Below are 26,930 nucleotides of genomic sequence, written 5' to 3'. Positions count from 1 at the left end.
GCTCAGCTATGCGCGAAAATGTCGGTTTCGTCCCAGCCGAGCAGGTCGAGCTCGACCCGCGCCGACAGGAAATCGAAACATCTGGCCGCCAGTTCGGCCCGGCCTTCGCGCCGCAGCATGCGGTCGAGATGGCGCTTCAGGTCGTGCAGGTGCAGCACGTCCGAGGCCGCATATTCGAGCTGAGCATCGGTGATCTTGTCCGCCCCCCAGTCCGAGCTCTGCTGCTGCTTCGACATGTCGACGTTCAGCAGCTCGCGCGACAGGTCCTTCAGTCCATGCCGGTCGGTATAGGTGCGCACCAGCTTGCTGGCGATCTTGGTGCAATAGACCGGCCCAGTCATCACCCCGAAGCGGTGCTTGAGCACTGCGATGTCGAAGCGCGCGTAGTGAAAGATCTTGGTGCGGTCCGGGTCGCCGAGCAGCGCCACGAGGTTCGGCGCCTCATTGGAGTCGGCCGGAATCTGCACCACGTCGGCAGTGCCGTCGCCGGGCGACAGCTGCACCACGCACAGCCGGTCGCGATGCGGGTTCAGCCCCATGGTCTCGGTGTCGATTGCAACTTCGCGGCCATAGCGCGACAGGTCGGGCAGGTCGCCCCGGTGCAGTCTGATTGTCATCTTACGGTTCGTCCCAATCGCATTTCTTGCCTGATGCCATAGCACAATGGCGTTGGAAAGGCCGCGACGGATTGGCTAGAACCGCAGGCACGTATTCACGATGCGGTCAGGCGGGGCAATGTTGCAGCAGATCCGGGACGTCCTCAGCGCCTTGCAGCGCGGCCCGAAGCGGCTGATCTTGATCGCCTTCGATCTGCTGGCGCTGTTCGGGGCGCTCTGGCTCAGTTTCCAGGTGCGGCTCGGCGGTTCGTTCTCTCCGACCACGCCGCATCTGGCGCTGATGGCACTCGCGCCGCTGATCGCCATCCCGATCTTCATCCGGCTCGGCCTCTATCGCGCCGTGATTCGCTACCTGCCCGAGCGTGCCATGTGGACCATTATCCAGGCGGTGGCTCTGGCGACCGTGGTCTGGGTCATGGTGCTGTTTCTCGCCGAAGCGACCCGGCTGGCAATCTTCCCGCGCACCGTGCCGCTGCTCTATTTCAGCTTCGCGGTGATGATCGTTGCCGGCTCGCGTTTTGCCGCCAAGTCACTTTTGGCCACGCCGCAGGAACGCCAAGGCGGGACGGCCGGCGTTGTGATCTATGGGGCAGGGGCAGCCGGGGTGCAGCTCGCCATGGCGCTGAACGCCCATTCGCGCAGCCATGTGGCGGCCTTCATCGACGAGGACCGCGCCCTGCAGGGCCGCGACGTCTCCGGCATCCGCGTCCATCCGCCTTCGGCCCTTGCCGGTCTGATCCAGAATCGCGGTGTAAGAGAGGTGATCCTGTCGATCCCTTCGATGGATGCGGGCCGCCGTCGCGAGATCATCGCCGAGCTCAGCCAGCACGCGGTCAAGATCCGCGCCCTACCGGCCATCGCCGATCTGGCCTCGGGAAAATACCTCGTCAGCCAGCTGCGAGAGATCGATATCGACGATTTGCTCGGCCGCTCCGCCGTGCCCCCCGAACCCGAACTCTTCCGGAGCCTGCTGACGGCGCAGGTCATTCTCGTCACTGGGGCGGGCGGCTCCATCGGCTCGGAGTTGACGCGCCAGATCGTGCGCTGGCAGCCCAACCGGCTGATCGTGCTCGAGGCCAATGAATTCGCGCTCTACCAGATCGACCGGCAATTGCGGTCGCTGACCTCCTGCCCCGTCGTGCCGGTCCTCGGCTCCGTCACCGATGCCGGGCTGCTGCACCGGGTGATGCGCGAGCACGCGGTCGACGTCATCTTCCACGCCGCTGCCCACAAGCACGTGCCGCTGGTCGAACAGAACGTCTTCGAGGGCGTGCGCAACAATGTCTTCGGCACGCTCAGTCTGGTCGAGGCCGCCATCGCCGCAGAAGTCGAGCATTTCGTCCTGATCTCCACCGACAAGGCGGTGCGCCCGACCTCCGTCATGGGGGCGACCAAGCGCTGGGCCGAGCTGATCGTCCGGCACTATGGCGGGCAGGGCGACAGCAGCCGTCGCCGCTACTGCGCCGTGCGCTTTGGAAATGTGCTGGGGTCGAACGGCTCCGTCGTGCCGCTGTTTCGCGAACAGATCGCCGCCGGGGGGCCGGTGACCCTCACCGACCGGCGCATGACCCGCTATTTCATGTCCATCCACGAAGCCGCCGAACTCATCGTCCAGGCCGGCGCGCTCAGCGCGGGCGACGATATCTTCCTGCTCGAAATGGGCGAGCCGGTCCGCATCGTCGATCTGGCCGAAAACATGGTGCGCCTCGCCGGCCTGACGTTGCGCGATGCGGACAATCCCGATGGCGATATCGAAATCGTCGAATCCGGCGCCCGGCGGGGCGAAAAGCTTACCGAAGAACTGTTCTTCGACCCGGCGCAGGCGACCCGCACCAGCCAGCCAAAAATCCTGCGTGCCGTGCTCAAGCAGGACGCGGCGAGCGAATTGCCTATGGCTTTGGTGCAACTGCGCGCCGCCCTTGAAAGCAATGACGAGGAAAAGGTGCGCGAACGGCTTTTTGCCCTCACGGAGCGCTAAGCGGCGATTACTACGGGCAAATCCGTGTACGTGTTAACCAATTGTTCACTGTTCGGACTCGGGTCAACACCCCCCACCGCAAGTTCCCCGCTCTTCACATACAATTTGACTCTTTTTGTGCGAATCCCGGCCCGTTAAGTTCGTGTGATTCGCGGGGCATGGGTTTGGTCCGGCGATGCGGTTGGCCCACCCGGGCGCACCGCATCAGTAAAGCGTAGGTGCAGCCGCGAACTTTCGCCGGGCAGCGCCATCACACATCGGCATAAGGGGCAATGCATGGCGCCGGATAATCTCCGGAACGGTTGGGGATTCGCTCGTTTTTCAGGCCTGTCTGTCGGTCTGGCTGCGCTCGTTACAGCCACGCCCGCCCTTGCCCAGGGGTTGGCCTCCAGTTCTCTCATGGGCGCCGCTCCACTGGCCATTGCACTCGGTGCCGGTGCCTTCGGGCTCATTGCCACGGCGCTGGTGCGCCGCCTGCTGCGCGATCGGCGCCTGGCCGAAAGCCGCGCCGCCGACCAGATCGCCATGCTGCGCGCCCGCCTTGACGAATACGAGGCGTTGCTCTCGGGCTCGCGTGAAATCATCGTGCTGTGGGGCGGCGATGGCTCGCCGCCGCGCTTCCTCGGTCAGGCGTCCGCCCTGTTGCCACCCGGCCGCCGCGCCGATGCCGCCCTCGATTTCACCGCATGGCTTGGCCCCTCGGGCGCCGGCGATCTCGCCCAGAACGTGCAAGAGCTGCGGGCGACCGGCCGTACCTTCGAAATCACCGTCCGCGCCCGCGATGGCCATCTGGTCCGTGCCACCGGCACCGGCCTGGGCAATGGCGTCGTCCTGCGCCTACGGCCTGCCGCGACCGTGCAGGGCGCCGTGCCGGCGCCACCGCCCGAAGCCCGCCCTGCCGATGCGCGCCCGCTGCTCGACGGCTTCATCGATCCGGCCTGGCTGCGCGACGACACCGGCGAACTGGTCTATGCCAACGCCGCCTATCACGAACTCGCCCGCACCCTGGGCCGCCATTCGACCGAGGACCGCCCGGCCGAACTGCTCGACATTCCCGTCCGCCGCAAGGACCGCGAAGCCGCAACGCCCCAGGGCGTACCGGTCAGCCTCGGCCGCGCCGGCGATTATGACCTTATCGAAGTGCCCTATTCGGATGGCGCCGCCGGCTTCCTGCATCCGCGCCCCGTCAAGCGCGACGCCGATTCCGGCCTCAACCATCTCAGCGCCATCATCGATGCGCTGACGACGCCGATCGCCATCTTCAATGCCGGCCGCGAGCTGGTGCAGTTCAACCGCGCCTATTGCGCCCTGTGGGGGCTCGACCCCGAATGGCTGCAGCTCGGCATGGATGAGCGCGCCATTCTCGACAAGCTCCGCACCGACGGCAAACTGCCCAACGAGCCCGACTATCACGCCTGGCGCGCCAGCCACCTCGCCAGCTACCAGCTCAAGGTGCCGCGCGAACTGAAACCCTGGTACCTGCCCGATGGCCGGGTGGTGCAGATCATCGCCGCGCCGGCCGGCGCCATGGGCGGCGTCATCTATGTCTTCGAAGACATCACCGACCAGCTGAACCTGAAGAGCCAACATCGCGCCGTGCTCGACGTGCAGCGCTCGACGCTCAATTCGCTCAGCGAAGCCGTTGCCGTGTTCGGAACCAATGGCCGGCTGACGCTCTCCAATCCGCGGCTCTCCAGCCTGTGGAAGATCCCGGCCAACCTGCTGGCCGAGCAGCCGCATATCGATGCGATCTCCGCGGCGGTCGCCCAGGCGATGCCCGAAGACGGTGCCGGCATCTGGCGCGATCTCAAGCAGTCGATCATCGATCTCAACCCGACCCGCTCGGACCGCCAGGGCCGCCTCACCCGCGCCGATGGCAAGCTGATCGACTATGCCGTGGTGCGCCTGCCCGACGGGCAGAGCCTGATGACCTTCCTCGATGTGACCGAGAGTGCGAACTACCAGCGCGTCCTCAAGGAGCGCAACGAGGCGCTGATCACGGCCGACCGGCTCAAGGATGCCTTCGTCCAGAACGTCTCCTACGAGCTGCGCTCGCCGCTCACCAATATCATCGGCTTTGCCGATCTGCTGGCCTCCGGCGTCGTCGGCGAACTCAACGAGCGCCAGCACAGCTATACCGACTATATCCGCGCCTCCTCGGTCACCCTGGGCGTCCTGATCGACAACATTCTCGATATCGCCAATGTCGATGCCGGCATTGCCGAACTGCGCCCCGAGCCGCAGGATATCGCGCAATTGGTCGAAAAGGCCCGCGCCGGCCTCGCCGCCACCTTCCCCGAGGTCGAGGGCGAAACCTCGCTCAACCTCACCGTCAAACTCGACGACGACCTGCCGCCCTTCATCGCCGATGGCACCCGCATCGTGCAGGTGCTCTACAATCTGCTCTCCAACGCCGCGCGCTTTTCCGAGCCGGGCGGCGAAGTGCACCTCACCGTCACCGGCCGCTCCGGACGCATCCAGTTCATCGTCGAAGACGAGGGCGCCGCCATGCCCGATGATGTGCGCGCCGCACTCACCGATCGCACCGACAGCGCCGCGGCCGCCCGCCAGCGCGGCGCCGGTCTCGGGCTCGTCATCGTCAAATCCTTCGTCAACATGCACGGTGGCACGATTTCCATCGAACGGCGCGAGCCGCGCGGCAGCCGGGTGGTGGTCTCGCTGCCCTCCGACGCTTCCATGGCCGGCGCGGCCGAATAGGCCGAGGCACGCAATTGTCCTTGGCCGCGCCGTCGACCCTCGGCTAACACTGCGCCATGCGCGACCTGCCCGATACGCTCGACCTGCCCGATGACGCGGCGACCGCCGCACTTGGCGTCCGCCTGGCCGCGGCGGCCGAGCCGGGCGATCTGATCCTGCTCAGGGGCGATCTCGGTGCCGGCAAGACCGCGCTGGCCCGTGCCACCATCCGCGCTCTCGCCGGCGATCCCGGGCTCGCCGTGCCCTCGCCGACTTTTGCGCTGGTCCAGCCTTACGATGGGGCAGGGGGCCCTATCCTCCATGCTGATCTCTATCGACTCGGCGGCGAGGACGAGATCGATGAACTGGGCCTCTTCGATGATCCCACGGCGATCGTCCTTATCGAATGGCCCGAGCGCGCGCCAAGCCTTTCTGACCGCGCCGATCTCACCATTGCCCTCACCATTTCCGCCACCGGCGGCCGACATGTGCAGCTGACCCGGCGCCCGCGCGGCTGAGCGGCGTCTCCGCGGCTGGACTTCCCGGCGCCCGCCCGCTCATATCCCCCGCATGGTTCGCGACTCGCTTTTCACCATTGCCCCACATGCGCCCTTTCTCACCACGCTGTGCGACAGGGTGCTCGATGGCACGCTGCTGGGCGACTGGCCGCGCGAAGGCGCCTTCTGGCTGTCCGACATCACCATCATTCTGCCGACACGCCGCGCCCGGCTGCAGCTTGCGGCGGAGTTCGCCAGTCGTCTCGGTGGCGTCGCGCTGCTGCCCGATATCCGCACCTTCGGCGGCGAGGTGGCCGACGAGGAACCCTTCCTGCCCCCCTACGACCTGCCGACGCCCATGCCGGTGGCGAGCCCGCTCGAGCGCCGGCTGACCCTGTCGGCGCTGGTCCGCGCCTTTGCCATGAGCGCCGACGGTTTCGCCTCGCCACCCAATGCCGCCGAGGTGCTCTGGCTCGCCGACTCGCTCGGCACCGTCATCGATGACCTCACCATCGAGGCCGTCGACCCGCAGAGCCTCCGTGAACTGGTGCCCGACGAACTCGCCGCCAACTGGCAGCAGATCCTCAAATTCCTCGAAATAGTACTCACCGCCTGGCCGGCAACGCTGGCCGAACGCGGAAAGATCGACGCCGCCGCAGCCCGCAACCAGCGTCTCGCGCGCCAGGCCGAGGCCGCGCCGCGGCTTTATGGCGAGCGCCCGGTCATCGCTGCCGGCTCCACCGGCTCCATCCCCGCGACGGGCGACCTGCTGAAAGCCATCGCCGACCTGCCGCGCGGCGTGCTGGTGCTGCCCGGGCTCGATACGACGCTCAGTGCCGCCCAGCACGAGACGCTCCTGGCCGGCGACACGGCGCAGGGCCATCCGCAGTTCGTCCTCATGCAGCTGCTGCGCCGCCTCGGCGCCGGTGTCGCCGAGGTGCAGGATCTCGCAACAGACACCGAAAGCGTCGGCGCCGCCCGCACCGCGCTGGTCCGCGCCGCGCTCGCCCCGGCCGACGAGACGGCGGGCTGGGCCACCCGCCGCCGCGACCTGCCGGTCAATGAAGCGCTCGAGGGCGTCGCCATTCTCGCCGCGCCCAATGCCGATATCGAGGCGCGCGCCATCGCCCTCGCGGCCCGCGCCGCGCTGGTCGAACGCCGCACCGTCGGCATCGTCTCGCGCGACCAGAACCTCGCCCGCCGCATCGCCGTCGAACTCAAGCGCCATGGGATCATCGTCGACGACGCCGTCGGCACGCCGCTCTATCAGGCCGCCGCCGGCCGGTTGGCCCGCCAGATTCTTGCCGTAGCCGAATACAATTACGCCCCCGTCGATATCGTCGCCCTGCTGCGCGGTGCCGCGGTGACGCTGGGTGGCGAGCGCAGCGCCGTCTGGCGCCTGGCCGACGCGCTCGACATCCGGCTGCGCGCCGCGCGGCCGCTCCCCGGCCTCGCCGGGCTCAAGCAACTTGTCGAAGCCGATACCGAGCTCACCGGACTGCTCGACCAGTTGGGCACCGCGCTGGCGCCGGTCTTTGCCCTCATCGATCGCGCCGAGATCAGCGCCGCCGACCTCGCCACGGCGCTCGGCAGCGCCATTGCTGCGCTCACCGGTGGCGCCAGCCTGCCCGGCGGCGACGAATTCGCCCGCTGGGCCCAGGATATCGCCAGCCATCCGCCCGGCGCCCCCTTCCGCCCGGCGCAGCTCGACTCGGTGCTTGCCGCGCTCCTCGCCGGCACCAATGCCCAGCCCATGCCCACGGTGCGCGACGACATCCACATCTGGGGCGAACTCGAAGCGCGCCTGCAAAGCCCGGACCTGCTGATTCTCGCCGGGCTCAACGAGGATATCTGGCCGCCGATCGCCGATCCCGGCCCATGGCTCAGCCGCAAGATGCGGATCGACATCGGCCTCGCCCCGCCCGAGCGCCGGCAGGGTCAGGCGTCGCATGATTTCGCCATGGCCATGGGCAATGCCGAAGTGCTCGTCGCCTATGCGGCGCGGCTGGGCACCTCCCCGGCGCTGCCCTCACCGCTCTTGCAGCGGCTCGACGCCTTCATCGGCACCGAGGCGGCCAAAACCCTGCGCCGGCGCGGCGACATCTGGCTGCGTCAGGCCCAGGCCATCGACTTCGCCGGCCCGCCGAAGCCCGCGCCCCGCCCGGCGCCCATGCCGAGCGCGGCCCAGCGGCCGCGGCGCCTGTCGATCACCGATATCGAGCCGCTGATGCGCTCGCCCTATGACATCTACGCCAGGTACGTCCTGCGCCTCCGCCCGCTCGATCCGCTCGGCGCCGACCCCAGCGCGCGTGAGCGCGGCACCATGATCCACCACGTCTTCGAAACCTTCATCGAGAAGGGCCATGACTTCATGGCCAAGGACGCGCACGACCATCTGATGCAGTTCGCCCGCGAGGAGTTCGAGGGCCTCGACGCCATCGGCGAGCGTCGCGACATCTGGCTGCGCCGTTTCGAGCACGCCGCGCGGCAGATCCTGCAGTACGAGCGCGATCGCGACCCAATCGTCACCCGGCGCGTCGCCGAGAAAAAGGGCGAATGGGCCTTCCCGGCGCTAGAGGGCTTCGTGCTCTCCGGCAAGGCCGACCGGCTTGATATCCTCACCGACGGCACGCTCGAGATCATCGACTTCAAGACCGGCGGCGTGCCGGCGCCCGGCGAAATGCGCAGTTTCGAGGCACCGCAACTGCTGCTCGAGGCGGCGATGGCGCATGCCGGCCGTTTCCCCGACGTGCCGCCCCTCGATGCGTCGGCGCTCACCTATCTCAAGATCGGCCTCGGCCCCGCGGCGCTGGAACTGAAGCCGTTCAAGCTGCCGCCCGGCATGACGCTGCCCGAGGCCGTCGACGAAATCGTCCGGCGCCTCCAGCGCCACGTTCAGGCCTTCCTGCTGCGGGGCGACCTGCCCATGGTGCCCGACATCAAGCCGCGCCCCACTGCCGGCCGCCGCTTCCGCCGCGACTACGAACATCTCGCCCGCACCGACGAATGGGTGCTGACCTCGGGGGTGGACGAATGAGCCGTCGTCTCCTTACCCCCATGCCCGACGACATCATCGCGGCGCAGCGCCGCGCGTCCGATCCCGACCGCTCGGTCTGGGTGCGTGCCAATGCCGGCTCGGGCAAGACCTATGTTCTGACCGCCCGGGTGCTCCGCCTGCTGCTCGGTGGGGCAAAGCCTGAGGAAATCCTCTGCCTCACCTATACCAAGGCCGCCGCCGCCGAAATGCGCGACCGCGTGGCCAAGCGACTGGGCAAATGGGCCCTCGATGACGAGGCCGAACTGGTCAAGGACCTCACGGCGCTCACCGGCAGCCCGCCGACCGCCGGCATGCGGATCCGCGCCCGCACGCTCTTCGCCCATGCGCTCGAAACCCCCGGCGGGCTGCGCATCCAGACCATCCATGCCTTCTGCGAAGCGGTGCTACACCGCTTTCCCGGCGAGGCCGGCGTGCCCTTCGATTTCGCCGTGCTGGAAGAACACGAGCGCGACGGCATGCTGCTCGAAGCCCGCGAAATGGTGTTGGCCGAGGGCCTGCGCGGCAACACCAGCGCCGACGCGGTCGATACGCTCTTCGGCCTGCTCAGCGACTTCCAGATCGAACAGGCCATCATCGAGGCGCTGAACCAGCAGCGCACCCTGCGCCGTGTGCTGGAGAACCCGCAACGCGCGCTGCGCACTCTGCGCCAGCTGCTAGGCAATCCCGGCCGGCCCGATGATCTGTATGCCGATATCGTCGATGGCTATCCGCTGACCCGGGCCGACCACGACGCAATCTTTGCCCAGGTTTCACCGAAACCCGGCGGCACCAGCTTTGTCGATCGCCTCGCCGAGGTGAACCCCGAACAGCCCGATGCCGAAAGCCTGCTCAACGCCTTTCTCACCAAGGAACGCCAGCCCCGCGCCCGGCTGCTGACCAAGGCGGTCGTGGCCAAATTGCCCGATCTCGCCGAACAGATCATCGCCGAGGCCGATCGCCTCTGTGCGCTGCATGGCGCCATGGTCGCCGCCGGACTCTACGTCCGCTCCGCCGCCATGCTGGAGATTGTCGCCGCCATTTCCGCCCGCTACGAGGCGGCCAAGCGCAGCCGCTCGCTGCTCGATTTCGACGATCTGATCGAAAGCCTGTCCGCCCTGCTGCGCGACCCCGATCAGGGGCTGTGGGTGCGCTACAAGCTCGATGCGGGCCTCAGCCACATCCTCGTCGACGAGGGGCAGGACACCAATCCCGAGCAGTGGCGCGTCGTCGGCGCGCTCATCGACGACTTCTTTTTCGGCGACAGCGCCGCCGACCGGCCGCGCACCCTCTTCGCCGTGGGCGACCAGAAACAGTCGATCTTTTCCTTCCAGGGCGCCGATCCGCTGGAATTCGTCAACGCCCAGCGCCAATACGCGTTCTCGGCCCGCGCCGTCGACATCGAGATCGTCGACGTGCCCATGCGCTATAGCTTCCGCACCCTGCCCAATCTGCTGCGCGCGGTGGATGCCGTGTTTCAGCGCGACGACCTGCGCGAAGGGGCGCTGGAAGAAGACGGCCTGCTGCACGAGACGGCGCGCGCCGAAAAGGGCGGCGCCGTCACGCTCTGGCCGCTTATCGAGGCCGTCACCGACCCGGCCGATGACAGCGAGTGGCCGACCAAGCCGCCCGATTCCGCCATCACCAGCGCCCCGCGTCAGGTGGCGCAGCGCATCGCCGGACAGATCCGCGACTGGCTCGACAGCGGCCGGCCGCTGGGGCCCCGTGGCCGCGCGGTCCGCGCCGATGACATCCTGATCCTCGTTCAGGTCCGCTCGGTGCTGTTCCACGAAATCATCCGTGCCCTCAACGAGAAGGCCATCCCGACGCCCGGTGCCGACCGGCTCGGCGTCACCACCCATCTGGGCGTCCTCGACATGATGGCGCTGGGCGACGTGCTGTCCAACCCCGCCGACGATCTGCAACTCGCGGCCCTGCTGCGCTCGCCGCTTTTCGATGTCAGCGAGAATGACCTGCTGGGCCTCGCCCATGATCGCGGCGACAAGACCCAGCTATGGCGCGCCATGGCCGCCACCACCACTCCGTCGGTCGCCGCCGCCTACGCTCAGCTCACCGTCTGGCGCAGCCGGCTCGATTTCGACCGTCCGTTCAATTTCTATGCCGACGTGCTCTATGCCGGGGGTGGGCTGCAGCGCATGCGGGCCCGCTTCGGCCCCGAGATCGACGACGTCATGGCCGCGTTTCTCGATCTGGCGCTGGCCCACGAACAGGCGACCCAGCCCTCGCTGCTCGGCTTTCTTGCCGAACTGCGCAGCCGCGCTGTCACCATCAAGCGCGAACTCGCCGATACCGGCAATGGCGTGCGCGTCATGACCGTGCATGGGGCCAAGGGGCTCGAAGCGCCCATCGTCATCATGGCCGATGCCGGGACCACCGAGCGCGGCCGCGACCGCCGGGCGGTCTATCTCAATGCCGAGCCGCCGCTGTTCATTCATGCCCCCTCGAGCGCCAGCCACGCACCGCAGACGCTGGAGCACAAGGCCAATGCCGATGCGGCGCGGCAGGCCGAATACTGGCGCAAGCTCTATGTGGCGATGACCCGCGCCGAGGACGAACTCTATGTCACCGGCTATCTGACCAAGGGCGGCAAGCCCGAGGGCAGCTGGTATGAAGCCATAGAATCGGCGCTGCTCGCGGATGCCGAAGCCATCGTCGACGACACCGGCGCCACCATTGCGCATGTCTATCCGCGCGAGCGGCCGGCACCGGCGCCGCTCGGTGAACTGGCCCTGGCCGGGGCCGCCGACGCCACGCCGCTCGTCCTGCCGCCGCTGCCCGCGCCGCCGACGCGCGAAATCGTCCGCCCCTCGGCGCTGGGCGAAAAGGCGACGCCCGCCCGCATTCTCGCAACGCGCGCCGAACAGAGCCTTGACCCCGAAACCGCCCGCCAGGCCGGCACGGCGCTCCATGCGCTGCTGCAGCATCTTGGCCGCGTTCCCGAGGCCCAGCGCCAGTCGGTCGGCACCAATGCGCTCCTCACCCTTTTGCCCGATGCGCCGGACCTCCATGCCGGTCTCGTCGACAAGGCGCTGTCGATCATGACCCGGCCCGAACTCGCCGTCCTGTTCGGCCCCGACAGCCGCGCCGAGGTGCCGTTCCTCGCCCATGCCACGCGCGACGGCGCCCCGGTCACCATCGCCGGCCGTATCGACCGGCTGCTGGTCAGCGGAACCGAAGTGCTGGTTGTCGACTTTAAGTCAGATGCACACCCTGTCATGGACCCGGAATTGGTCAGCCCAGCCTATCGGGCACAGCTCGCGGTCTATGCGCGTGTTGCAGGCCAGCTTTTCCCCTCTTACAGGGTGCGCGCGGCCATTCTCTGGACTAGCTTGGAATCACTGCTAGAATTCGAAAGCGCTGAATCGGCGGAACCGGCGCAGGAGTTCACCATCCGGTGACATTGCTTGTACTGACACTGGACTCTAACCAGCTTTTGGATCACACAAACCGCCGCTTTCAACCCAAAAGGCAAAGCCCATGACAACACAAGTTTCCGACGCCAATTTTGGCGAGGAAGTTCTGTCTTCCAAAGAGCCCGTGCTCGTCGATTTCTGGGCCGAGTGGTGCGGCCCGTGTCGCGCAATTTCGCCCGTGCTTGAGGAGCTGTCCTCCGAACTCGCGGGCAAGGTGAAGATCGTCAAACTCAACGTCGACGAAAACCCGAACACCACTGTCAAATACGGCGTGCGCTCGATCCCGACCATGATCCTGTTCAAGGGCGGCGAAGCCGCCGACATGAAGATCGGTGCGGGCACGCCCAAGGCTGGCCTCGCCAAATGGCTCGAAGGTTACGCCGCCTGATCTGACCGTCAGATCCCGATATTTTCACACGCCGCCGGCACCTCCCTGCCGGCGGCGTTTGTGTTTCTGGAAGGGCCAACCTCCGCCCAAAAACCTTTCCCCGACAATCCGCCCCGCGCGCAAAGCCATGCCTTGGAGCGCAAGGCGCGAGGGTCTACACCCTTCATCGTGAATCAACGATCGAGGCAGCTATGGCGACCCATGTGAACGACACCAACTTCGACGCCGAGGTTCTGGGTGCGACCGAACCCGTGCTGGTGGATTTCTGGGCCGAGTGGTGCGGCCCATGCAAGGCGATGGACCCGATCCTCGATCAGCTGTCCGACGAGCTCGCCGGCACGGTGAAGATCGTCAAGCTCAACGCCGAGGAGAACCTCGGCACCGTCACACGCTATAACGTCCGTGCCATGCCCACCCTCATGGTGTTCCACGGCGGCGAGCCCGTCGACATGAAGGTCGGCGCCGGCCAGTCCCGCGTTCAGCTGGTCAAATGGCTGGAGCAATTCGCCGCCTAAACCTGACGGCCGCACCACCGCGCCTCACCCTGAGCCTGTCGAAGGGCGAGGCGTCGTACGCAGAGACGCGGTGCGGGGCTTTCCTCCCACCCGCATCGCCGCTATCGATTGACCCAACAGCAGCGCCTCATCCAGCGGGCGCCCGACGGTCGTAGTGGAGGACGCCGCCCATGAAAAAACTCATCAATGACGTCGACAGCGTCGTCCGCGAGCAGCTCGAAGGTCTCGTGGCGCTCCACCCGCAGCTGGCGCTGCTCGAGGGCGAACTGACGGTAGTGCGCGCCGACCTCGAGGCCTTCCGCGCCTCGGGCAAGGTCGCCATCCTCACCGGCGGCGGCGCCGGGCACGAACCCGCCCATGCCGGCTATGTCGGCGAGGGCATGCTGACGGCCGCCGTCAGCGGCGACGTCTTCGCCTCCCCGTCCACCGATGCGGTCTATGCCGGTCTCAAGGCCATCGGCACGCCGGCGGGCATCCTCGTCATCGTCAAGAATTACACCGGCGACCGGCTCAATTTCGGCCTCGCCGTCGAAATGGCCCGCGCCGAGGGCATCCCCTGCGAACTCGTCGTCGTGGACGATGACGCGGCGCTGGGCAGTGCCGAGGAAACCGCCGGGCGCCGCGGCATCGCCGGCACCGTGCTGGTTCACAAGCTGGCGGGCGCCGCTGCCGCCGCCGGCAAGCCGCTGGCCGAGGTGGCCGATGCGGCCCGTGATGCCATCGCGCGCGTGGCGACCATGGGCGTCGCCCTGTCGCCCTGCACCGTTCCCGCCGCCGGAAAGCCCAATTTCACCCTCGGCGACTACCAGATGGAACTCGGCCTCGGCATTCACGGCGAAGCCGGCGTTAAGCGCGTCAAGCTGCAGCCCGCGCATGAGGTCGTCTCGACCCTGCTCGATACCGTTATTGCCGACCGCAAAATCACCGAAGGCCAGTCGGTGGCGCTGCTGGTCAACAATCTCGGCGCCACCCCGCCGATGGAAATGACCATCGTCGCCCGCGACGCCCTGGCCAACCTGCGCGCCCGCGGCATTACCCCGGCCCGCGCCTGGTGCGGCACCTTCCTGAGCGCCATCGACATGGCCGGCGTCTCGCTGAGCCTGCTGACGGTCGATGCGGACCTGCTGGCGGCGCTCGACGCGCCTACCGATGCACCGGCCTGGCCGGGGCAGGGTGGCCCGCTGCCCGAAGCCGTCACCACCCTGCCTGTTGCGGCCAGCGCAGCCGCGGACCTGAGCGGCGCCGGCCCTGCCGCGCCCGACGGTTTCATCGAAACCCTGACCTTCGCTTGCCGTGCCATCATCGCCGCCGAGCCCACGCTCACCGAAATGGACCGCCATGTCGGCGACGGCGATATCGGCCATTCGCTGGCCGCCGGCGCCCGCGCCGTGATCGACCGCACCGACGAGTGGCGCGGCAAGCCGCTCGATGCGGTGCTGCGCGATATGGGGCTGGTGCTGCGCAAGGCGATCGGCGGCACCTCCGGCCCGCTTTATTCCGCCTTCGTCATCGCCGCGGCCCGCCAGCTGCAATCCGGCGCCGCCGATGCCGATGCTTTCCGCCGCGGCTTTGGCGCCGGCACCCAGTCGATCATCAGCCTCGGTGGCGCGGCCCCCGGTGATCGCACCATGGTCGACGCTCTGGCCCCCGCGGCCGAAGCCCTCGAAAGCGCTTCGGGCGACCTCGCCGCCCTCATTGCCGTCGCCGCCAATGCCGCGCGTGCTGGCGCCGAGGCCACGGCCCAGATGAAGCCGCGCCGCGGCCGCTCGAGCTATATCGGCGATCGCGCCCTCGGCTTCCCCGATCCGGGTGCCGTCGCCGTCGCCATGTGGCTCGACGCGGCCAACACGGGACCCGACGAGGCATAGTTCGCCGCGCGTTCCGGGACGGGGCGCTGGGTGGAGCAGGGCGCGCCTCAGGCCGCCCTTTGCCTCAGGTCGGCGGGGTGCCGTTCTGGTGCAGCACATGCCCGCCCAGATAGAGCGAGCCGCAGAACACCACGCGGCTCGGCGGACCTTCTGCCGCCATCGCCAGTGCGTTGACGATCGACTGCCCGTCGCGCGCCGCAAAACCGGCCTTCCGGGCATCGGCGACGATCGTCTCCGCCTTGTGCGCATTGGGTTCGCCCGGGATCGTCAGCCCGAAGACCTCGTCGGCCAGCCCGGCGAAGGGCGCCAGCACATCGGCCGGCTGCCGCGTGTTCATCAGCCCCATGATCAGCTTCAGCGGCATCGGCCGGCGCGCCTGCATCTGCTTCATCGCCTCGGCCAGCGCGGTCGCGCCATGCGCATTGTGGCTGCCGTCGAGCCACAGTTCCGAGCCGGCCGGCAGCAGCGTCTCCAGCGTGCCGTGCAGCGGCTGCAGCCGCGCCGGCCACTTCACCTGGCGCAGCCCCTCGGCAATCTGCGCCTCGCTCACCGGCAGGCCGAAATGCCGCGCTGCCGCGATCGCCAGCGCCGCATTGTCGAACTGGTGCGGCCCCGCCAGCGCCGGCGGTGGCAGGTCCAGCAAGCCGCTCTCGTCCTGATAGACCAGCCGGCCATCCTCGGCCCGCCCGTCGAAATCCTCGCCCTGGATCATCGGCGTGATCCCCAGCCGCGCCGCTTCGCGCATCAGCACCGCGCGGCTCTCCTCATGCTGGCGCGCGAACACCGCCTTGGCGCCACGCTTCATGATCCCGGCCTTTTCCCAGGCGATCTTGCTCAGCTCATGCCCGAGGAAATTCTGGTGGTCATAGTCGACAGGGGCGATGATTGTTCCCAGCGGTTTGTCGACGACGTTGGACGCGTCGAACCGCCCGCCCATGCCGGTCTCGAGCAGCAGGTAATCGGCCTTCACCTCGCTGAACAGCTTCAGCGCCGCCGCCGTCGTGATTTCGAAAAAGGTGATCGGCTCGCCGCCATTGGCTTCCTCGCAGGCTTCCAGCGCCGCGTTCAGCCGCCGTGTCGAGACCAGCTTGCCGGCCAGCCGGATGCGCTCGTTGAAGCGCACCAGATGCGGTGAGGTCATCATGTGCACGCGCTGCCCGCCCGCCTCCAGAAAGGCGCGCAGATAGGCCAGCGTCGAGCCCTTGCCATTGGTCCCGGCGATATGGATCACCGGCGGCAGGCGCTCCTGCGGATTGCCGAGCTTTTCGAGCAGCCGCAGCTCGCGGTCGAGCTTGAGGTCGATCAGCTTGGGGTGCAGCGCCAGCAGCCGCTTCAAAATGGCGTCGGTACGGGACACGGGTGTCAGGTTCTCGAACAGCAGCACGGCGCTTCTGGCACCGGAGGGCGCGGCTGTCGCAGCCGCTTGCCGGCACCCTCCGTAAGAGGTGGTGGCCGGCGCGCCTATTCGGCGTGCGCAGCCTCGGGAGCGTTAGGTGCCTCGGTATCGACCGGCTTGGGCGCGGCGGGCCGGGCCGGTGCGCCCTTGGCCAGTTCCGGCCGTTCGGGCAATTTGGTCAAAAGGCCGCACAGCGACCCGATGGTCGAACGCAGGTCATGCCGGTGCACCACCATGTCCACCATGCCGTGGTCGTAGAGATATTCCGAGCGCTGGAAGCCCTTGGGCAGCTTTTCGCGAATCGTCTGTTCGATCACCCGCGCGCCGGCAAAGCCGATCAGCGCGCCCGGCTCGGCCAGATGGATGTCGCCCAGCATCGCATAGCTGGCGGTCACGCCGCCGGTCGTCGGATTGGTCAGCACCACGATGAACGGCAGGCCGGCCTCGCGCAGCCGCAGCACGGCCACCGTGGTCCGCGGCAGCTGCATCAGCGACAGGATGCCTTCCTGCATGCGCGCGCCGCCCGAGGCGACGAACAGCACGAAGGGCGTCTTGTTCTTGGCCGCCGTCTCCAGCCCCGTGACGATCGCCGAACCGGCCGCCATGCCGAGCGAGCCGCCCATGAAGTCGAAATCCTGAACGCCCGCAGTGATCTCTTGGCCAAACAGCTTGCCCGTCGCCACGGTCACCGAATCCTCGGTGCCGGTCTTCTGGCGCTGCGCTTTCAGCCGGTCGGTATATTTCTGCGAGTCGCGAAATTTCAGCGGGTCCTGCGCCACGGCGGGTACGGCGACCTTGGTGTAATGGCCACCATCGAAAAAGCTCGCCAGCCGGTCCGTAGCCTTCATTTTCATGTGGTAGTTCGAATTGGGAACCACCCACATGTTCGCTTCGAGATCGCGGTAGAACACCATCTCGCCGGACTCGGGGTCCTTGATCCACAGGTTCTCCGAGCCGGTATCCTTCGGCTTGAGGAAGGAGCGGATCCGGGGACGGACGACGTTATTGATCCAGTTCATCTGCCTTGGCCTACTGCTGATGCTGTTCCGTGCGCGCATCACGCGACGGGCTCAGCCCCTAAGTGGTGATTGTGGCGATTGTTATCAGCTTCTGCCCGCGTGGTTAAGCGCCGGGCCGCGCTTGCGCACCGCTTCAGGCGGCACTGCGCGCCCGCCGCACGCCGGCGGCCAGTTCCTTGACCAGTCCGGTCAGCGCCGGCACGGTCCGCTCGGTGGCCTTGTTGTCGTCGAGCGAACTCGCCACCGCCTGGCACAGCGCACTGCCCACGACGACGCCATCCGCATCGCGGCCGATCAGCTCGGCGTCCTCGGCGGTCTTGATGCCGAAGCCCACCGCCACGGGCAGGTCCGTATGTCCCTTGATCCGAGTCACCGCCTCGCCCACGGCCGACAGGCTCTTGATCGCCGCGCCAGTGATCCCGGTCATCGACACATAGTAGACAAAGCCTGATGTGTTCTTCAGCACCGCCGGCAGCCGGCGATCATCGGTCGTCGGCGTCGTCAGGCGAATGAAGTTGAGGCCCTTGTCCAGCGCCGGCAGGCACAGCTCGCTGTCTTCCTCGGGCGGCAGGTCGACGATGATCAGCCCGTCGACCCCGGCATCGAGCGCCGCGTCGAGAAACGCGTCGACGCCATAGCTGTAGATCGGGTTGTAATAGCCCATCAGAACGATCGGCGTTGCATCGTCACTTTTGCGGAACGCCGACACCATGCCCAGCGTCTTGTCGAGCGTCTGTCCGTTGGCCAGGGCGCGCTGGCCGGCCAATTGGATCACCGGGCCATCGGCCATCGGGTCCGAAAACGGCATGCCCAGTTCGATCACATCGGCGCCCGCGCCGGGCAGCGCGTCGAGGATGGCCTGGCTCGCCACCGGGTCGGGGTCGCCCGCCATCACGAAGGTCACGAGGGCCGGCCGGTTCTCGGCAGCGCAGGCGGAAAAGCGGGCGGCAATGCGGGACGTCATGCGGGCATCCGGAATGCGAGAAAAGGGCCGTTTCGTTTAGGAGGGTGGCGTCCGGCATGTCAACGCCTGCGGCACCCGCCGGCTTGCCAATCGTGCCTGTGGCGCTACAAAGCGGGAAAGAGGAGACAATTCATGCTGAAAACCGTCATTGCCGCGCTGGCACTCGCCGTTGTCGCCACACCCGCCCTTGCCGCTGACGTCGAGACGGACCGCGCCGAATTCACGACCATGGTCGACACCTGCGTTGCCCAGTTCGGTACCATCGACAAGGATCTCGCTGCCTGCATCGAGGCGGAAATCGCCACCCGCGGCAATGCGCTCGAAGCCCGTATCGCTGAAGCCGCGAGAACGCTCGACGAAGCCGCTGCCGATGCCCTTTTCGCTTCGCAGGCGGCCTGGACCGACTGGCGCGTCGCCAGCTGCGCCTACCACGCCGCGCTCGCCCCACGCGACGCCGACCCCCGCGAGCTCTTCTGCAACCTGCGCCTGCTCAATGCCCGTACCGAGCAGCTCGAGGCCGGCTCGTCCTGGGCCGATTTCGAGTAGTGGAACTGGCGCCGTCCACATTCGGCTCAGTGAAAGAGTAGGCCCATGGCCCCGGATCCGGTTAGCCGCATGTTCGTGTACTGGAACGGCGCCTTCGCCGGCACCGGCTTCACCGCTGAGGGCTTTGTCACCCATTTTGCCGACGACGCCCGTCTGATCGTCAACGGACAGCCCCGCGCCTCCGGCCCGGCCGAGATCGCCCGCCATTTCGAAGCGATCCGTACCGCCGCCCAGAGCGCCACCGTCACCCTGCCGCTGCTCCGCTGCCTCACTGAGGGCAACGCCATGTTCGTGAAGTATCGCGTCGACGCCGTGGTCGATGGCACTGCCGAGGCCGAAGAGGCCATGGCCTACGTCGAGCTTGCCGATGGCCGGATCGCGCTGATGGAGGTGCTCTCCCGCCCGCTCGACTGATCCACCCGGACGCACCGCAAGAACTGAGTGGACCGCCCCGGCGGTCCAGATCATTGATTGCGCAACGATATCATCCTATCCCCAATGATCGTGGTGGTTGGAAGCGGAGCAGACCCATGCAGGACGAGACGAAGGATGACGACCGCTTCGAGCTCTATGACCTCAGGGTCGAGGTCGTCGCGCCCCCCGGTGGCGCCATCCACTGCGGCGCGAAGCCCGGTGACTTCTTCGAGTTGCACGGCGAAATGCTGACCCTGCCGCCGGGCCAGGGCTTTTCCATCTATTCGCTGGCGGCGCTGCTGCCGCTGCTCCCCGCCAAGCAGCGCGCGCTCCATCCCAATGACTGGATGACCAGCGACGCCGAGGTTGCCTGTCCCGATCCGAACTGTACCACCCGCTTCCGCATCACCCGCACCGGCAAGCGCAGCTTCCGCCATTCCGAGACCACAGCAGTGAAACGACCATGATCCCGCGCGCCACCATCGCCGAAGGCTACGACATCTCCCGCGTCATCAAGGGCGGCTGGCACTTGGCCGGTGGCCATGGCGAGGTCGACCCTGCCGCCGCCGTCGCCGACATGGCCGCCTTCGTCGCGGCCGGCATCACCACCTTCGATTGCGCCGATATCTATACCGGCGTCGAGGAGCTGATCGGCCGCTTCCGCGCTGCCGAGCCGCAGCTTGCGCAGAACCTGCAGGTCCACACCAAGTTCGTTCCCGATCTGTCGGAGCTCGCGACCCTTGCTCCCGCCGCCATCGACGCCCGTATCGATCGGTCCTGCGCGCGGCTCGGTGTCGAGCGGCTCGATCTCGTCCAGTTCCACTGGTGGGACTACGAGACGCCCGGCTATGTCGAAGCGGCGCTGCAGCTGACGCGCCTGCGTGAGGCGGGCAAGATCCGCCACATCGGCCTCACCAATTTCGACACCCCGCATCTTGCTGAGCTGGTCGCGGCCGGCGTGCCGGTGAAGACCATCCAGGTGCAATATTCCCTGCTCGACGCGCGGCCCGAAACCGCGATGGTCGCCTTCTGCCAGGAACACGGCATCTCGCTGCTCTGCTATGGCACGGTGGCCGGCGGCTTCCTGTCGGAGCGCTGGCTGGGCCGCGAGGCACCGGCCCTCGAAACGCTGACCAACCGCTCGCTCACCAAATACCGGCTGATCATCGACGAATTCGGCGGTTGGGAACTGTTCCAGACCCTGCTCGAAACCCTGGCCCGCGTCGCGGCGCGCCGTGGCACCGATATCGCCACCATCGCCTCGGCCGCCATGCTCGGGCGCACCGCCGTCGCCGCCGTCATCGTCGGCGCCACCAACCGGGCGCACCTGCCCGCCAACCAGCGCATCGCCGAGCTGCAACTGAGCCGAGAAGACATGGCCGAGATCGACGCCGTGCTGGCTCAACGCCAGGGCCCGCCGGGCGAAGTCTACGCCCTCGAACGCGACCGCACCGGCCCGCACGGCCGGATCATGAAATACGAACTGGGCAAACCCGCTGCCTAGAGCGAAGGCGCCGGCCTAGTTGGTCGGCTCGTCCTTCATCTTGATGCCCAGATGGCGCCCGACGCTTTCGACATCCTTGTCGCCGCGGCCCGACAGGCACAGCACGATCGTTTCGTCCTTGCCCATCGTCGGGGCGATCTTCATCACCTGCGCCAGCCCATGCGCGCTTTCGAGCGCCGGGATGATGCCTTCGAGCCGCGTGCACAGCTGGAACGCCTCGAGCGCCTCGTTGTCGGTGATCGGCTGATAGGTGACGCGATTAGTATCGTGCAGATAGGAGTGCTCCGGTCCGACGCCGGGATAATCCAGCCCCGCCGAAATCGAGTGGCCCTCGATGATCTGCCCGTCCTTGTCCTGCAACAGATAGGTGCGGTTGCCATGCAGCACGCCCGGGCGCCCGCCGGTCATCGATGACGCGTGCCCGTTCTCCTCGTCGATCCCGTGCCCGCCGGCCTCCGCGCCATAGAGCTTGACGCTCGGATCATCGAGGAAGGCGTAGAACGTGCCGATGGCGTTCGAGCCGCCGCCGACGCAGGCGACCACGGCGTCCGGCAGGCCGCCCTCGGCCTCCTGCATCTGCGCCTTGATCTCTTCGCCGATGACCTTTTGGAAATTCCGCACCATCTCGGGATAGGGGTGTGGGCCCGCCGCGGTGCCGATCAGGTAGTACGTCGTGTCGACATTGGTCACCCAGTCGCGCAGCGCCTCGTTCATCGCGTCCTTCAGCGTGCCGGCGCCAGCCGTCACCGGCCGTACTTCGGCGCCCAGCATCTTCATGCGCAACACATTCGGCCATTGCCGCTCGACATCGGTGGCGCCCATGAAGATCACGCAGGGCAGGCCGAACCGCGCGCACACCGTCGCCGTCGCCACGCCATGCTGGCCGGCGCCGGTCTCGGCGATGATCCGCTTCTTGCCCATGCGCTGCGCCAGAAGGATCTGGCCCACGCAATTGTTCAGCTTGTGGCTGCCGGTGTGGTTCAGCTCTTCGCGCTTGAAATAGACCTTGGCGCCGCCCAGGTGCTCGGTCAGCCGCTCGGCGAAATAGATCGGCGATGGGCGGCCGGTATAATGCTCACCGAGATATTTCAGCTCGGCCTGGAATTCGGGGTCGGCATCGGCGGCGCGATAGGCCTTTTCGAGGTCGAGGATCAGCGGCATCAGCGTCTCGGCGACATAGCGCCCGCCGAAAATCCCGAACCGGCCGTCCTCGTCGGGGCCGTTGCGCAGCGAATTGGCCAGAATAGCGTCCATCGATCGTCTCCCCGCACCCGCCCGGATCCAGTCCCGCGCGACGCGCCCGTTATAACGCCTGCCCGACCAAGGGCAAGCCGATCACAAAATTGGAAACGTCGTCGTCAGCTGGCGCGGACCGCCGAAATGACGGCGCGGATCTTGCCGGCGTCCTTGACCCCGGGCGCCGATTCCACGCCGGAACTCACGTCGACCCCCATCGGCCGCGGCGTGATGGTCGCGAGCGCACCCTTCACCGTCAGCTGCGTCAGCCCGCCCGACAGCAAATAGGGCAGCTCCGGGTCGAGGCCGGACAGCAGGCTCCAGTCGAACGGCTCGCCGAGCCCCCCCGGCCGGTCCGCGCCCTTCGGTGCCTTGGCGTCGAGCAGAACCCGGTCGGCCACCTCGGCGAAATCCGCGACATGCGCCACGTCGCTGGCCGAGCCGATCGGGATCGCCTTCATAACCGCAATCCCGGCCGCATCGCGGATGGTTTCCACCCGGTGCGGGGTTTCGGGGCCGTGCAGCTGGATCCAGTCGGGGCTCAGCGCCGCGATTTCCATCACCGTCGAATTGTCGGGGTTCACCAGCACGACGCAGGTTTCGATGCGGCCGCGCGCCACCGAAATCAGCTCTTGCAGCGTGTCGAGATCGACATGCCGCGGGCTGCGGGCAAAATGCATGAAGCCAACCATGTCGGCGCCGGCATCGATTGCCACATCGAGGATTTCAGGGGTCTTTATTCCGCAGATCTTGACGACGAGGGGGTCGGCCATAGCGCTGTGTCAGCTGGTGTGAGCGAGGTCTTCCGCCTCGAGTAGGGCGGGATTGCCCGGAGACCGGCGGGCGGTCTCGAGTTCACTGTGCAGGCGCTGCGTTTCGCGCCGGTAATGCCGTTCGTCGCGGCGGTGCGGGCTCTGGGCGAACCATGTCGCCGTTCCGCCCAGCACCACGCCGAGCAGCAGCACGCCGAAGATCACCAGAAACAGCGGCACGCCCACGCCGGGCGTTGCCAGCGCATCGGGCGATGCGAAGGGATTGAAATTCACCACCACCAGCTGGCGGTTGGCAAGTGCGAACACGATCAGCACCACACTCAGCGGTACCAAGACGACCCAGCCAACAATGCGTTTGAACATGAAACGTTCGCCTGAAATCAGTCGGCCTGGTTGATCCGTTCGCGGATCTCTTTGCCGGCCTTGAACTGGGGCACATATTTTTCGCCGACGGCGACGGTCTCGCCGGTGCGCGGATTGCGGCCGACACGGGCCGGACGGTTCTTCACGGAGAACGCCCCGAAGCCGCGCAGTTCCACCCGGTCGCCATTCGACATGGCATCGCCTACCTGGTCGAGGATGGCGTTGACGATATTTTCGATATCACGCTGAAAAAGATGCGGATTTTCGTCGGCCAGCTTTTGTACGAGCTCGGACTTGATCATGCCGCCCCTCTGGTGCCTCCTGCGATATCGCGGTTCATCTATAGCGTACCAGCCTGCCAAAGCGAGACCAGCCCGTCAAGCGCGATCGGTCCGCTGCCATCGAGCCCGATTGCCTGCCGCGCCGCCCGGCCCAGCCAGTCGCTGGCCCACCAGCCGCGCTCGGGCAGGGGATAGTAATCCACGATCGGCAGGTCGGCCTCGACCTCGCGGTCGCTTTCGAGCCAGGCCACGGCCTCAGGCTCGCCGCCGAAATCGTCGATCAGCTTCACCGCCAGCGCTTGCCGCCCGGTAAAGATCCGCCCGTCGGAAAGCTCCAGCGTTTCCGGCCGTGTCAGCCCGCGCCGCTCGGCGACGATATCGACAAACCATGCGAACGAATCGTCGACCAGCGATTGCAGCGCCACCCGGGGCGCGCCGGTCAGCGGTTCGTCGAGGTCGGGCTCGGCTTTCAGCGGTCCGGTCGCCACCTTGTCGAGGTCGACGCCGATCGTGTCGAGCAGCTTGCCGGCGTCGACATGCTGGAACAGCACGCCGATCGAGCCGACGATGGAGAGCCGCCGCGCAAAGATCCGGTCGGTCGAAATCGCCGTCATATAGGCGGCCGAGGCACCGAGTTCGCTCACCACGGAGACAACGGGCTTGGCTTCCCGCAGCTTGGCCAGCCCCTCATAGAGTTCCTCGCCGCCCGCCGTCGTGCCGCCCGGCGAGTTGATCGCGATGATCACCGCCTTGACCGCATCGTCTTCCGCCAGGTCCTGCAGGATCTGCGCGCGCTGCGGACTGGTAAGGATCGTGCCGACAATCGAAACCCGCGCAATCCGGTCGCCGATGCCGCTCGGGGTCATCGCAAAGCGCCCGACCAGCGCCAGAACGGCAATCGCCAGCGCCAGGAAAAACAGCACTCGCCAGCGCCGGCCCGACCGCCTCAGCTTGGCATTGGCCGGAATCATCTGCGCCGGGTCGCGCGAAATGTCGCTCATAGCAGGGCCTCGTGCCGCCTCAGTTCCCCTCGTCGGTAGCCTCAGGGCCCGTCAAAAGCAAGACGGCGTGACCAGCAGCCCAGCGCACGATAGTTAGCCGAAGGGCTACCTGTCTTGACGTGGCGCCACTCGCGCATTAAAGATAGCCATATGGATACCTATCAAGCTGATCTGCCCGCCGTCTTCGGCGCCCTGTCCGACCCCACCCGCCTCGCGGTCGTCGAGCGTTTGTCCCGCGGCGCCGCTTCGGTCTCGGAGCTCTCTGCCCCTTTCGCCATGGCCGCGCCTTCCTTCCTCAAGCACCTCAGGGTGCTCGAAGGGGCGGGCGTCGTGACCTCGGTAAAAAAGGGGCGGGTCCGCACCGTGCAGCTGCGGCCAGAGGCGCTGAGCCGCCTCGACGAGTGGATCGGCTGGAATCGCCGCCGCGTCGCAGCGCAGCTCGACCGGCTTGGAGATTATCTCGCTACGGAGGAAAACGATGACACCTGACTCACAGACCAGCGACAGTTTCACCATCGAGAAGGTCTATCCACATCCGCGCGACACGGTTTGGGCCGCCTGGGCGGTGCTCGAGCGCAAGAAGGCCTGGTTCGGTGATGGGCTGGAGCAGTTCGATTTCCGGGTCGGTGGCCGCGACCGCGGTGTCTTCAGCGACAAGATGGGGGAACACGTCAACGAAACGGCCTATTTCGAGATCTCCGATCGCGAGCGCATCGTCTACGCCTACTCGATGGCCATGAACGGCCGCGTCCACACCGTGTCGCTGGTCACCGTTCTGTTCGAGGATGTCGAGGCCGGCACCCGGCTGCGGCAGATCGAACAGATGTGGATCATGCCGCCCAGCGACGGCGTCGCCGGACGCCGGCACGGCTGGCAGGCCCTGCTCGACAACCTCGGCAGCTATCTCGAAAAAGCGAGCTGAAAGCCGCACATGAAAACGCCGCCGGTCCCTGTAGGGAGCGGCGGCGCAGAATGCAAAAGAGGCGGTACCGCTTAGTAGCGGTACTGCTCGGGCTTGAACGGGCCGTCCACCGGCACGCCGATGTAATCGGCCTGCGACTTGGTCAGCGTGCTCAGCTTGGCGCCGAGCTTGGCCAGGTGCAATTCGGCGACCTTCTCGTCGAGGTGCTTGGGCAAGACGTGCACGGCCTTTTCCATCTTGTCGCCATTGGTGAACAGCTCGATCTGGGCCAGCGTCTGGTTGGCGAAGCTGGCGCTCATCACGAAGCTCGGGTGGCCCGTGGCATTGCCCAGGTTCACCAGCCGGCCTTCGCTCAGCAGCACAATGCGGCTGCCGCTCGGCTGCTCGATGATGTCGACCTGCGGCTTGACGTTGGTCCACTTGAAGTTGCGCAGACCGGCGACTTCGATCTCGTTGTCGAAGTGCCCGATGTTGCACACGATCGCCATGTCCTTGAACTTCCGGACGTGGTCGACGGTCACGATGTCCTTGTTGCCCGTCGCGGTGACGATGATGTCGGCGCGCGGGGCGGCCTCGTCCAGCGTCACAACTTCAAAGCCGTCCATCGCCGCCTGCAGCGCGCAGATCGGGTCGATCTCGGTCACCAGCACGCGCGCACCGGCGCCGCGCAGCGACTGCGCCGAGCCCTTGCCCACGTCGCCGTAACCGCAAACGATCGCCACCTTGCCGGCCATCATCACGTCGGTGCCGCGACGGATCGCGTCGACCAGGCTCTCGCGGGTGCCATATTTGTTGTCGAACTTCGACTTGGTCACGCTGTCGTTGACGTTGATTGCGGGGAAGGGCAGTTCGCCCTTCTGCTGCAGCTGATAAAGCCGCATCACACCCGTGGTCGTCTCCTCGCTCACGCCCTTGATGGCGTCGCGAATGCGCGAATAAAAATTCGGGTGCGTGGCGAGACGCTTCTTGATCGTCGCGAAGAGGATTTCCTCTTCCTCATTGCCCGGATTGTCGAGCACCGACGGATCGCTCTCGGCCTTGGCGCCGATCAGCACCAGCATCGTGGCATCGCCGCCATCGTCGAGGATCATGTTCGGGGTCGAACCCGGCCAGTCCATCATCCGGTCGGTATACTGCCAGTATTCCTCGAGGCTCTCGCCCTTCTTGGCGAACACCGGGATACCGGCTGCGGCAATGGCCGCCGCCGCATGGTCCTGGGTCGAAAAGATGTTGCAGCTCACCCAGCGCACTTCGGCGCCCAGCGAGACCAGCGTCTCGATCAGCACTGCGGTCTGGATCGTCATGTGCAGCGAGCCGGCAATGCGCGCGCCCTTGAGCGGCTGCGCTGCGGCATATTCCTCGCGGATGGCCATCAGGCCCGGCATTTCGATCTCGGCCATGCCGATCTCGAGGCGACCATAATCCGCAAGGCCGATATCGCTCACCACATAATCGGTGTTGTTGGCCATCGGCCCGTCTCCGT

The 26,930-nt window shown here is 66.9% G+C and carries 24 protein-coding genes; 14 read left to right on the top strand and 10 right to left on the bottom strand.

The window, feature by feature from the left end:
- Positions 1-2: 2 nt before the first annotated feature.
- A complete protein-coding gene (locus tag ACN0TK_RS02735) occupies positions 3-617 on the bottom strand; it encodes a ribonuclease D (protein ID WP_417307909.1) in 615 nt (204 codons plus the stop codon).
- A gap of 118 nt (positions 618-735) precedes the next feature.
- On the opposite strand from ACN0TK_RS02735, the gene ACN0TK_RS02730 reads away from it, so the two are divergent.
- The 8 genes from ACN0TK_RS02730 (at position 736) to dhaL (ending at position 15,028) form a co-directional block, all read left to right on the top strand.
- Positions 736-2,595: a polysaccharide biosynthesis protein gene (locus ACN0TK_RS02730; RefSeq protein ID WP_417307908.1), complete on the top strand. Its 1,860-nt coding sequence runs from the start codon at positions 736-738 to the stop codon at positions 2,593-2,595.
- Positions 2,596-2,994: 399 nt separating this feature from the next.
- A complete protein-coding gene (locus ACN0TK_RS02725; protein ID WP_417307907.1) occupies positions 2,995-5,313 on the top strand; it encodes a PAS-domain containing protein in 2,319 nt (772 codons plus the stop codon).
- A gap of 56 nt (positions 5,314-5,369) precedes the next feature.
- Positions 5,370-5,810, top strand: coding sequence for a tRNA (adenosine(37)-N6)-threonylcarbamoyltransferase complex ATPase subunit type 1 TsaE (gene tsaE, locus ACN0TK_RS02720; protein ID WP_417307906.1), 441 nt, complete (start codon positions 5,370-5,372; stop codon positions 5,808-5,810).
- Positions 5,811-5,862: 52 nt separating this feature from the next.
- Positions 5,863-8,826: a double-strand break repair protein AddB gene (addB, locus tag ACN0TK_RS02715; RefSeq protein WP_417307905.1), complete on the top strand. Its 2,964-nt coding sequence runs from the start codon at positions 5,863-5,865 to the stop codon at positions 8,824-8,826.
- Positions 8,823-12,242, top strand: coding sequence for a double-strand break repair helicase AddA (addA, locus tag ACN0TK_RS02710; RefSeq protein ID WP_417307904.1), 3,420 nt, complete (start codon positions 8,823-8,825; stop codon positions 12,240-12,242). Before addB ends, addA begins: the two co-directional genes overlap by 4 nt.
- A gap of 79 nt (positions 12,243-12,321) precedes the next feature.
- Positions 12,322-12,645: a thioredoxin gene (trxA, locus tag ACN0TK_RS02705; RefSeq protein ID WP_417307903.1), complete on the top strand. Its 324-nt coding sequence runs from the start codon at positions 12,322-12,324 to the stop codon at positions 12,643-12,645.
- Positions 12,646-12,836: 191 nt separating this feature from the next.
- A complete protein-coding gene (gene trxA / locus ACN0TK_RS02700) occupies positions 12,837-13,160 on the top strand; it encodes a thioredoxin (RefSeq protein WP_417307902.1) in 324 nt (107 codons plus the stop codon).
- Between the two features lie 170 nt (positions 13,161-13,330).
- Positions 13,331-15,028 (top strand): dihydroxyacetone kinase subunit DhaL, encoded by a 1,698-nt coding sequence (dhaL, locus tag ACN0TK_RS02695; protein ID WP_417307901.1) that lies wholly within the window; start codon positions 13,331-13,333, stop codon positions 15,026-15,028.
- A 64-nt stretch (positions 15,029-15,092) separates the two neighbouring features.
- On the opposite strand, the gene ACN0TK_RS02690 is transcribed toward dhaL, so the two are convergent.
- From ACN0TK_RS02690 to trpA, 3 genes are all read right to left on the bottom strand, one after another.
- Complete coding sequence (locus ACN0TK_RS02690; RefSeq protein ID WP_417307900.1) at positions 15,093-16,412, bottom strand: bifunctional folylpolyglutamate synthase/dihydrofolate synthase; 1,320 nt, start codon at positions 16,410-16,412, stop codon at positions 15,093-15,095.
- Positions 16,413-16,489: 77 nt separating this feature from the next.
- The gene (gene accD, locus ACN0TK_RS02685) at positions 16,490-17,443 is read right to left on the bottom strand and encodes an acetyl-CoA carboxylase, carboxyltransferase subunit beta (protein WP_417307899.1); all 954 of its coding nucleotides are present in this window, start codon (positions 17,441-17,443) and stop codon (positions 16,490-16,492) included.
- Between the two features lie 133 nt (positions 17,444-17,576).
- The gene (gene trpA / locus ACN0TK_RS02680) at positions 17,577-18,407 is read right to left on the bottom strand and encodes a tryptophan synthase subunit alpha (protein ID WP_417307898.1); all 831 of its coding nucleotides are present in this window, start codon (positions 18,405-18,407) and stop codon (positions 17,577-17,579) included.
- A 132-nt stretch (positions 18,408-18,539) separates the two neighbouring features.
- Between trpA and ACN0TK_RS02675 the strand changes: the two genes are divergently transcribed.
- The 4 genes from ACN0TK_RS02675 (at position 18,540) to ACN0TK_RS02660 (ending at position 20,871) form a co-directional block, all read left to right on the top strand.
- Complete coding sequence (locus ACN0TK_RS02675) at positions 18,540-18,953, top strand: lysozyme inhibitor LprI family protein (RefSeq protein WP_417307897.1); 414 nt, start codon at positions 18,540-18,542, stop codon at positions 18,951-18,953.
- A 45-nt stretch (positions 18,954-18,998) separates the two neighbouring features.
- Positions 18,999-19,367 carry a nuclear transport factor 2 family protein gene (locus tag ACN0TK_RS02670; protein ID WP_417307896.1) on the top strand — a complete coding sequence of 123 codons (369 nt, stop codon included), beginning with the start codon at positions 18,999-19,001 and terminating at the stop codon, positions 19,365-19,367.
- Positions 19,368-19,483: 116 nt separating this feature from the next.
- Complete coding sequence (locus ACN0TK_RS02665) at positions 19,484-19,834, top strand: TIGR04076 family protein (protein ID WP_417307895.1); 351 nt, start codon at positions 19,484-19,486, stop codon at positions 19,832-19,834.
- Entirely contained in the window at positions 19,834-20,871 is a 1,038-nt protein-coding gene (locus tag ACN0TK_RS02660; RefSeq protein WP_417308134.1) for an aldo/keto reductase, read from the top strand. Before ACN0TK_RS02665 ends, ACN0TK_RS02660 begins: the two co-directional genes overlap by 1 nt.
- A gap of 15 nt (positions 20,872-20,886) precedes the next feature.
- Here ACN0TK_RS02660 and trpB read toward each other — a convergent pair whose 3' ends face one another.
- The 5 genes from trpB to sppA all read right to left on the bottom strand — a co-directional run bounded on the left by trpB (position 20,887) and on the right by sppA (position 24,525).
- Positions 20,887-22,125, bottom strand: coding sequence for a tryptophan synthase subunit beta (gene trpB, locus ACN0TK_RS02655; RefSeq protein ID WP_417307894.1), 1,239 nt, complete (start codon positions 22,123-22,125; stop codon positions 20,887-20,889).
- A 104-nt stretch (positions 22,126-22,229) separates the two neighbouring features.
- A complete protein-coding gene (locus ACN0TK_RS02650; RefSeq protein WP_417307893.1) occupies positions 22,230-22,880 on the bottom strand; it encodes a phosphoribosylanthranilate isomerase in 651 nt (216 codons plus the stop codon).
- A 9-nt stretch (positions 22,881-22,889) separates the two neighbouring features.
- The gene (locus ACN0TK_RS02645; RefSeq protein WP_417307892.1) at positions 22,890-23,243 is read right to left on the bottom strand and encodes a lipopolysaccharide assembly protein LapA domain-containing protein; all 354 of its coding nucleotides are present in this window, start codon (positions 23,241-23,243) and stop codon (positions 22,890-22,892) included.
- A 17-nt stretch (positions 23,244-23,260) separates the two neighbouring features.
- Entirely contained in the window at positions 23,261-23,545 is a 285-nt protein-coding gene (locus ACN0TK_RS02640) for an integration host factor subunit beta (RefSeq protein WP_417307891.1), read from the bottom strand.
- 38 nt (positions 23,546-23,583) lie between these two features.
- Entirely contained in the window at positions 23,584-24,525 is a 942-nt protein-coding gene (sppA, locus tag ACN0TK_RS02635) for a signal peptide peptidase SppA (protein WP_417307890.1), read from the bottom strand.
- A gap of 150 nt (positions 24,526-24,675) precedes the next feature.
- On the opposite strand from sppA, the gene ACN0TK_RS02630 reads away from it, so the two are divergent.
- Positions 24,676-25,014 carry an ArsR/SmtB family transcription factor gene (locus ACN0TK_RS02630; protein WP_417307889.1) on the top strand — a complete coding sequence of 113 codons (339 nt, stop codon included), beginning with the start codon at positions 24,676-24,678 and terminating at the stop codon, positions 25,012-25,014.
- Positions 25,004-25,447 carry an SRPBCC domain-containing protein gene (locus ACN0TK_RS02625; protein WP_417307888.1) on the top strand — a complete coding sequence of 148 codons (444 nt, stop codon included), beginning with the start codon at positions 25,004-25,006 and terminating at the stop codon, positions 25,445-25,447. The genes ACN0TK_RS02630 and ACN0TK_RS02625 overlap by 11 nt, the downstream gene beginning before the upstream one ends.
- A gap of 71 nt (positions 25,448-25,518) precedes the next feature.
- Here ACN0TK_RS02625 and ahcY read toward each other — a convergent pair whose 3' ends face one another.
- A complete protein-coding gene (gene ahcY / locus ACN0TK_RS02620) occupies positions 25,519-26,916 on the bottom strand; it encodes an adenosylhomocysteinase (RefSeq protein ID WP_417307887.1) in 1,398 nt (465 codons plus the stop codon).
- Positions 26,917-26,930 lie beyond the last annotated feature (14 nt).

The organism is Devosia sp. (assembly GCF_048261455.1).
Classification (GTDB): Bacteria; Pseudomonadota; Alphaproteobacteria; order Rhizobiales; family Devosiaceae; genus Devosia_A.
The sequence above is the reverse complement of the archived record's forward strand: the minus strand, read 5'-3'. Positions and strand labels throughout refer to the sequence as shown.

Coding starts and splice junctions, on each gene's coding strand:
- ACN0TK_RS02735 (WP_417307909.1), bottom strand. CDS start 617: ATGACAATCAGACTGCACCGGGGCGACCTGCCCGACCTGTCGCGCTAT.
- ACN0TK_RS02730 (WP_417307908.1), top strand. CDS start 736: ATGTTGCAGCAGATCCGGGACGTCCTCAGCGCCTTGCAGCGCGGCCCG.
- ACN0TK_RS02725 (WP_417307907.1), top strand. CDS start 2,995: ATGGGCGCCGCTCCACTGGCCATTGCACTCGGTGCCGGTGCCTTCGGG.
- tsaE (WP_417307906.1), top strand. CDS start 5,370: ATGCGCGACCTGCCCGATACGCTCGACCTGCCCGATGACGCGGCGACC.
- addB (WP_417307905.1), top strand. CDS start 5,863: ATGGTTCGCGACTCGCTTTTCACCATTGCCCCACATGCGCCCTTTCTC.
- addA (WP_417307904.1), top strand. CDS start 8,823: ATGAGCCGTCGTCTCCTTACCCCCATGCCCGACGACATCATCGCGGCG.
- trxA (WP_417307903.1), top strand. CDS start 12,322: ATGACAACACAAGTTTCCGACGCCAATTTTGGCGAGGAAGTTCTGTCT.
- trxA (WP_417307902.1), top strand. CDS start 12,837: ATGGCGACCCATGTGAACGACACCAACTTCGACGCCGAGGTTCTGGGT.
- dhaL (WP_417307901.1), top strand. CDS start 13,331: ATGAAAAAACTCATCAATGACGTCGACAGCGTCGTCCGCGAGCAGCTC.
- accD (WP_417307899.1), bottom strand. CDS start 17,443: ATGAACTGGATCAATAACGTCGTCCGTCCCCGGATCCGCTCCTTCCTC.
- trpA (WP_417307898.1), bottom strand. CDS start 18,407: ATGACGTCCCGCATTGCCGCCCGCTTTTCCGCCTGCGCTGCCGAGAAC.
- ACN0TK_RS02675 (WP_417307897.1), top strand. CDS start 18,540: ATGCTGAAAACCGTCATTGCCGCGCTGGCACTCGCCGTTGTCGCCACA.
- ACN0TK_RS02670 (WP_417307896.1), top strand. CDS start 18,999: ATGGCCCCGGATCCGGTTAGCCGCATGTTCGTGTACTGGAACGGCGCC.
- ACN0TK_RS02665 (WP_417307895.1), top strand. CDS start 19,484: ATGCAGGACGAGACGAAGGATGACGACCGCTTCGAGCTCTATGACCTC.
- trpB (WP_417307894.1), bottom strand. CDS start 22,125: ATGGACGCTATTCTGGCCAATTCGCTGCGCAACGGCCCCGACGAGGAC.
- ACN0TK_RS02650 (WP_417307893.1), bottom strand. CDS start 22,880: ATGGCCGACCCCCTCGTCGTCAAGATCTGCGGAATAAAGACCCCTGAA.
- ACN0TK_RS02645 (WP_417307892.1), bottom strand. CDS start 23,243: ATGTTCAAACGCATTGTTGGCTGGGTCGTCTTGGTACCGCTGAGTGTG.
- ACN0TK_RS02640 (WP_417307891.1), bottom strand. CDS start 23,545: ATGATCAAGTCCGAGCTCGTACAAAAGCTGGCCGACGAAAATCCGCAT.
- sppA (WP_417307890.1), bottom strand. CDS start 24,525: ATGAGCGACATTTCGCGCGACCCGGCGCAGATGATTCCGGCCAATGCC.
- ACN0TK_RS02630 (WP_417307889.1), top strand. CDS start 24,676: ATGGATACCTATCAAGCTGATCTGCCCGCCGTCTTCGGCGCCCTGTCC.
- ACN0TK_RS02625 (WP_417307888.1), top strand. CDS start 25,004: ATGACACCTGACTCACAGACCAGCGACAGTTTCACCATCGAGAAGGTC.
- ahcY (WP_417307887.1), bottom strand. CDS start 26,916: ATGGCCAACAACACCGATTATGTGGTGAGCGATATCGGCCTTGCGGAT.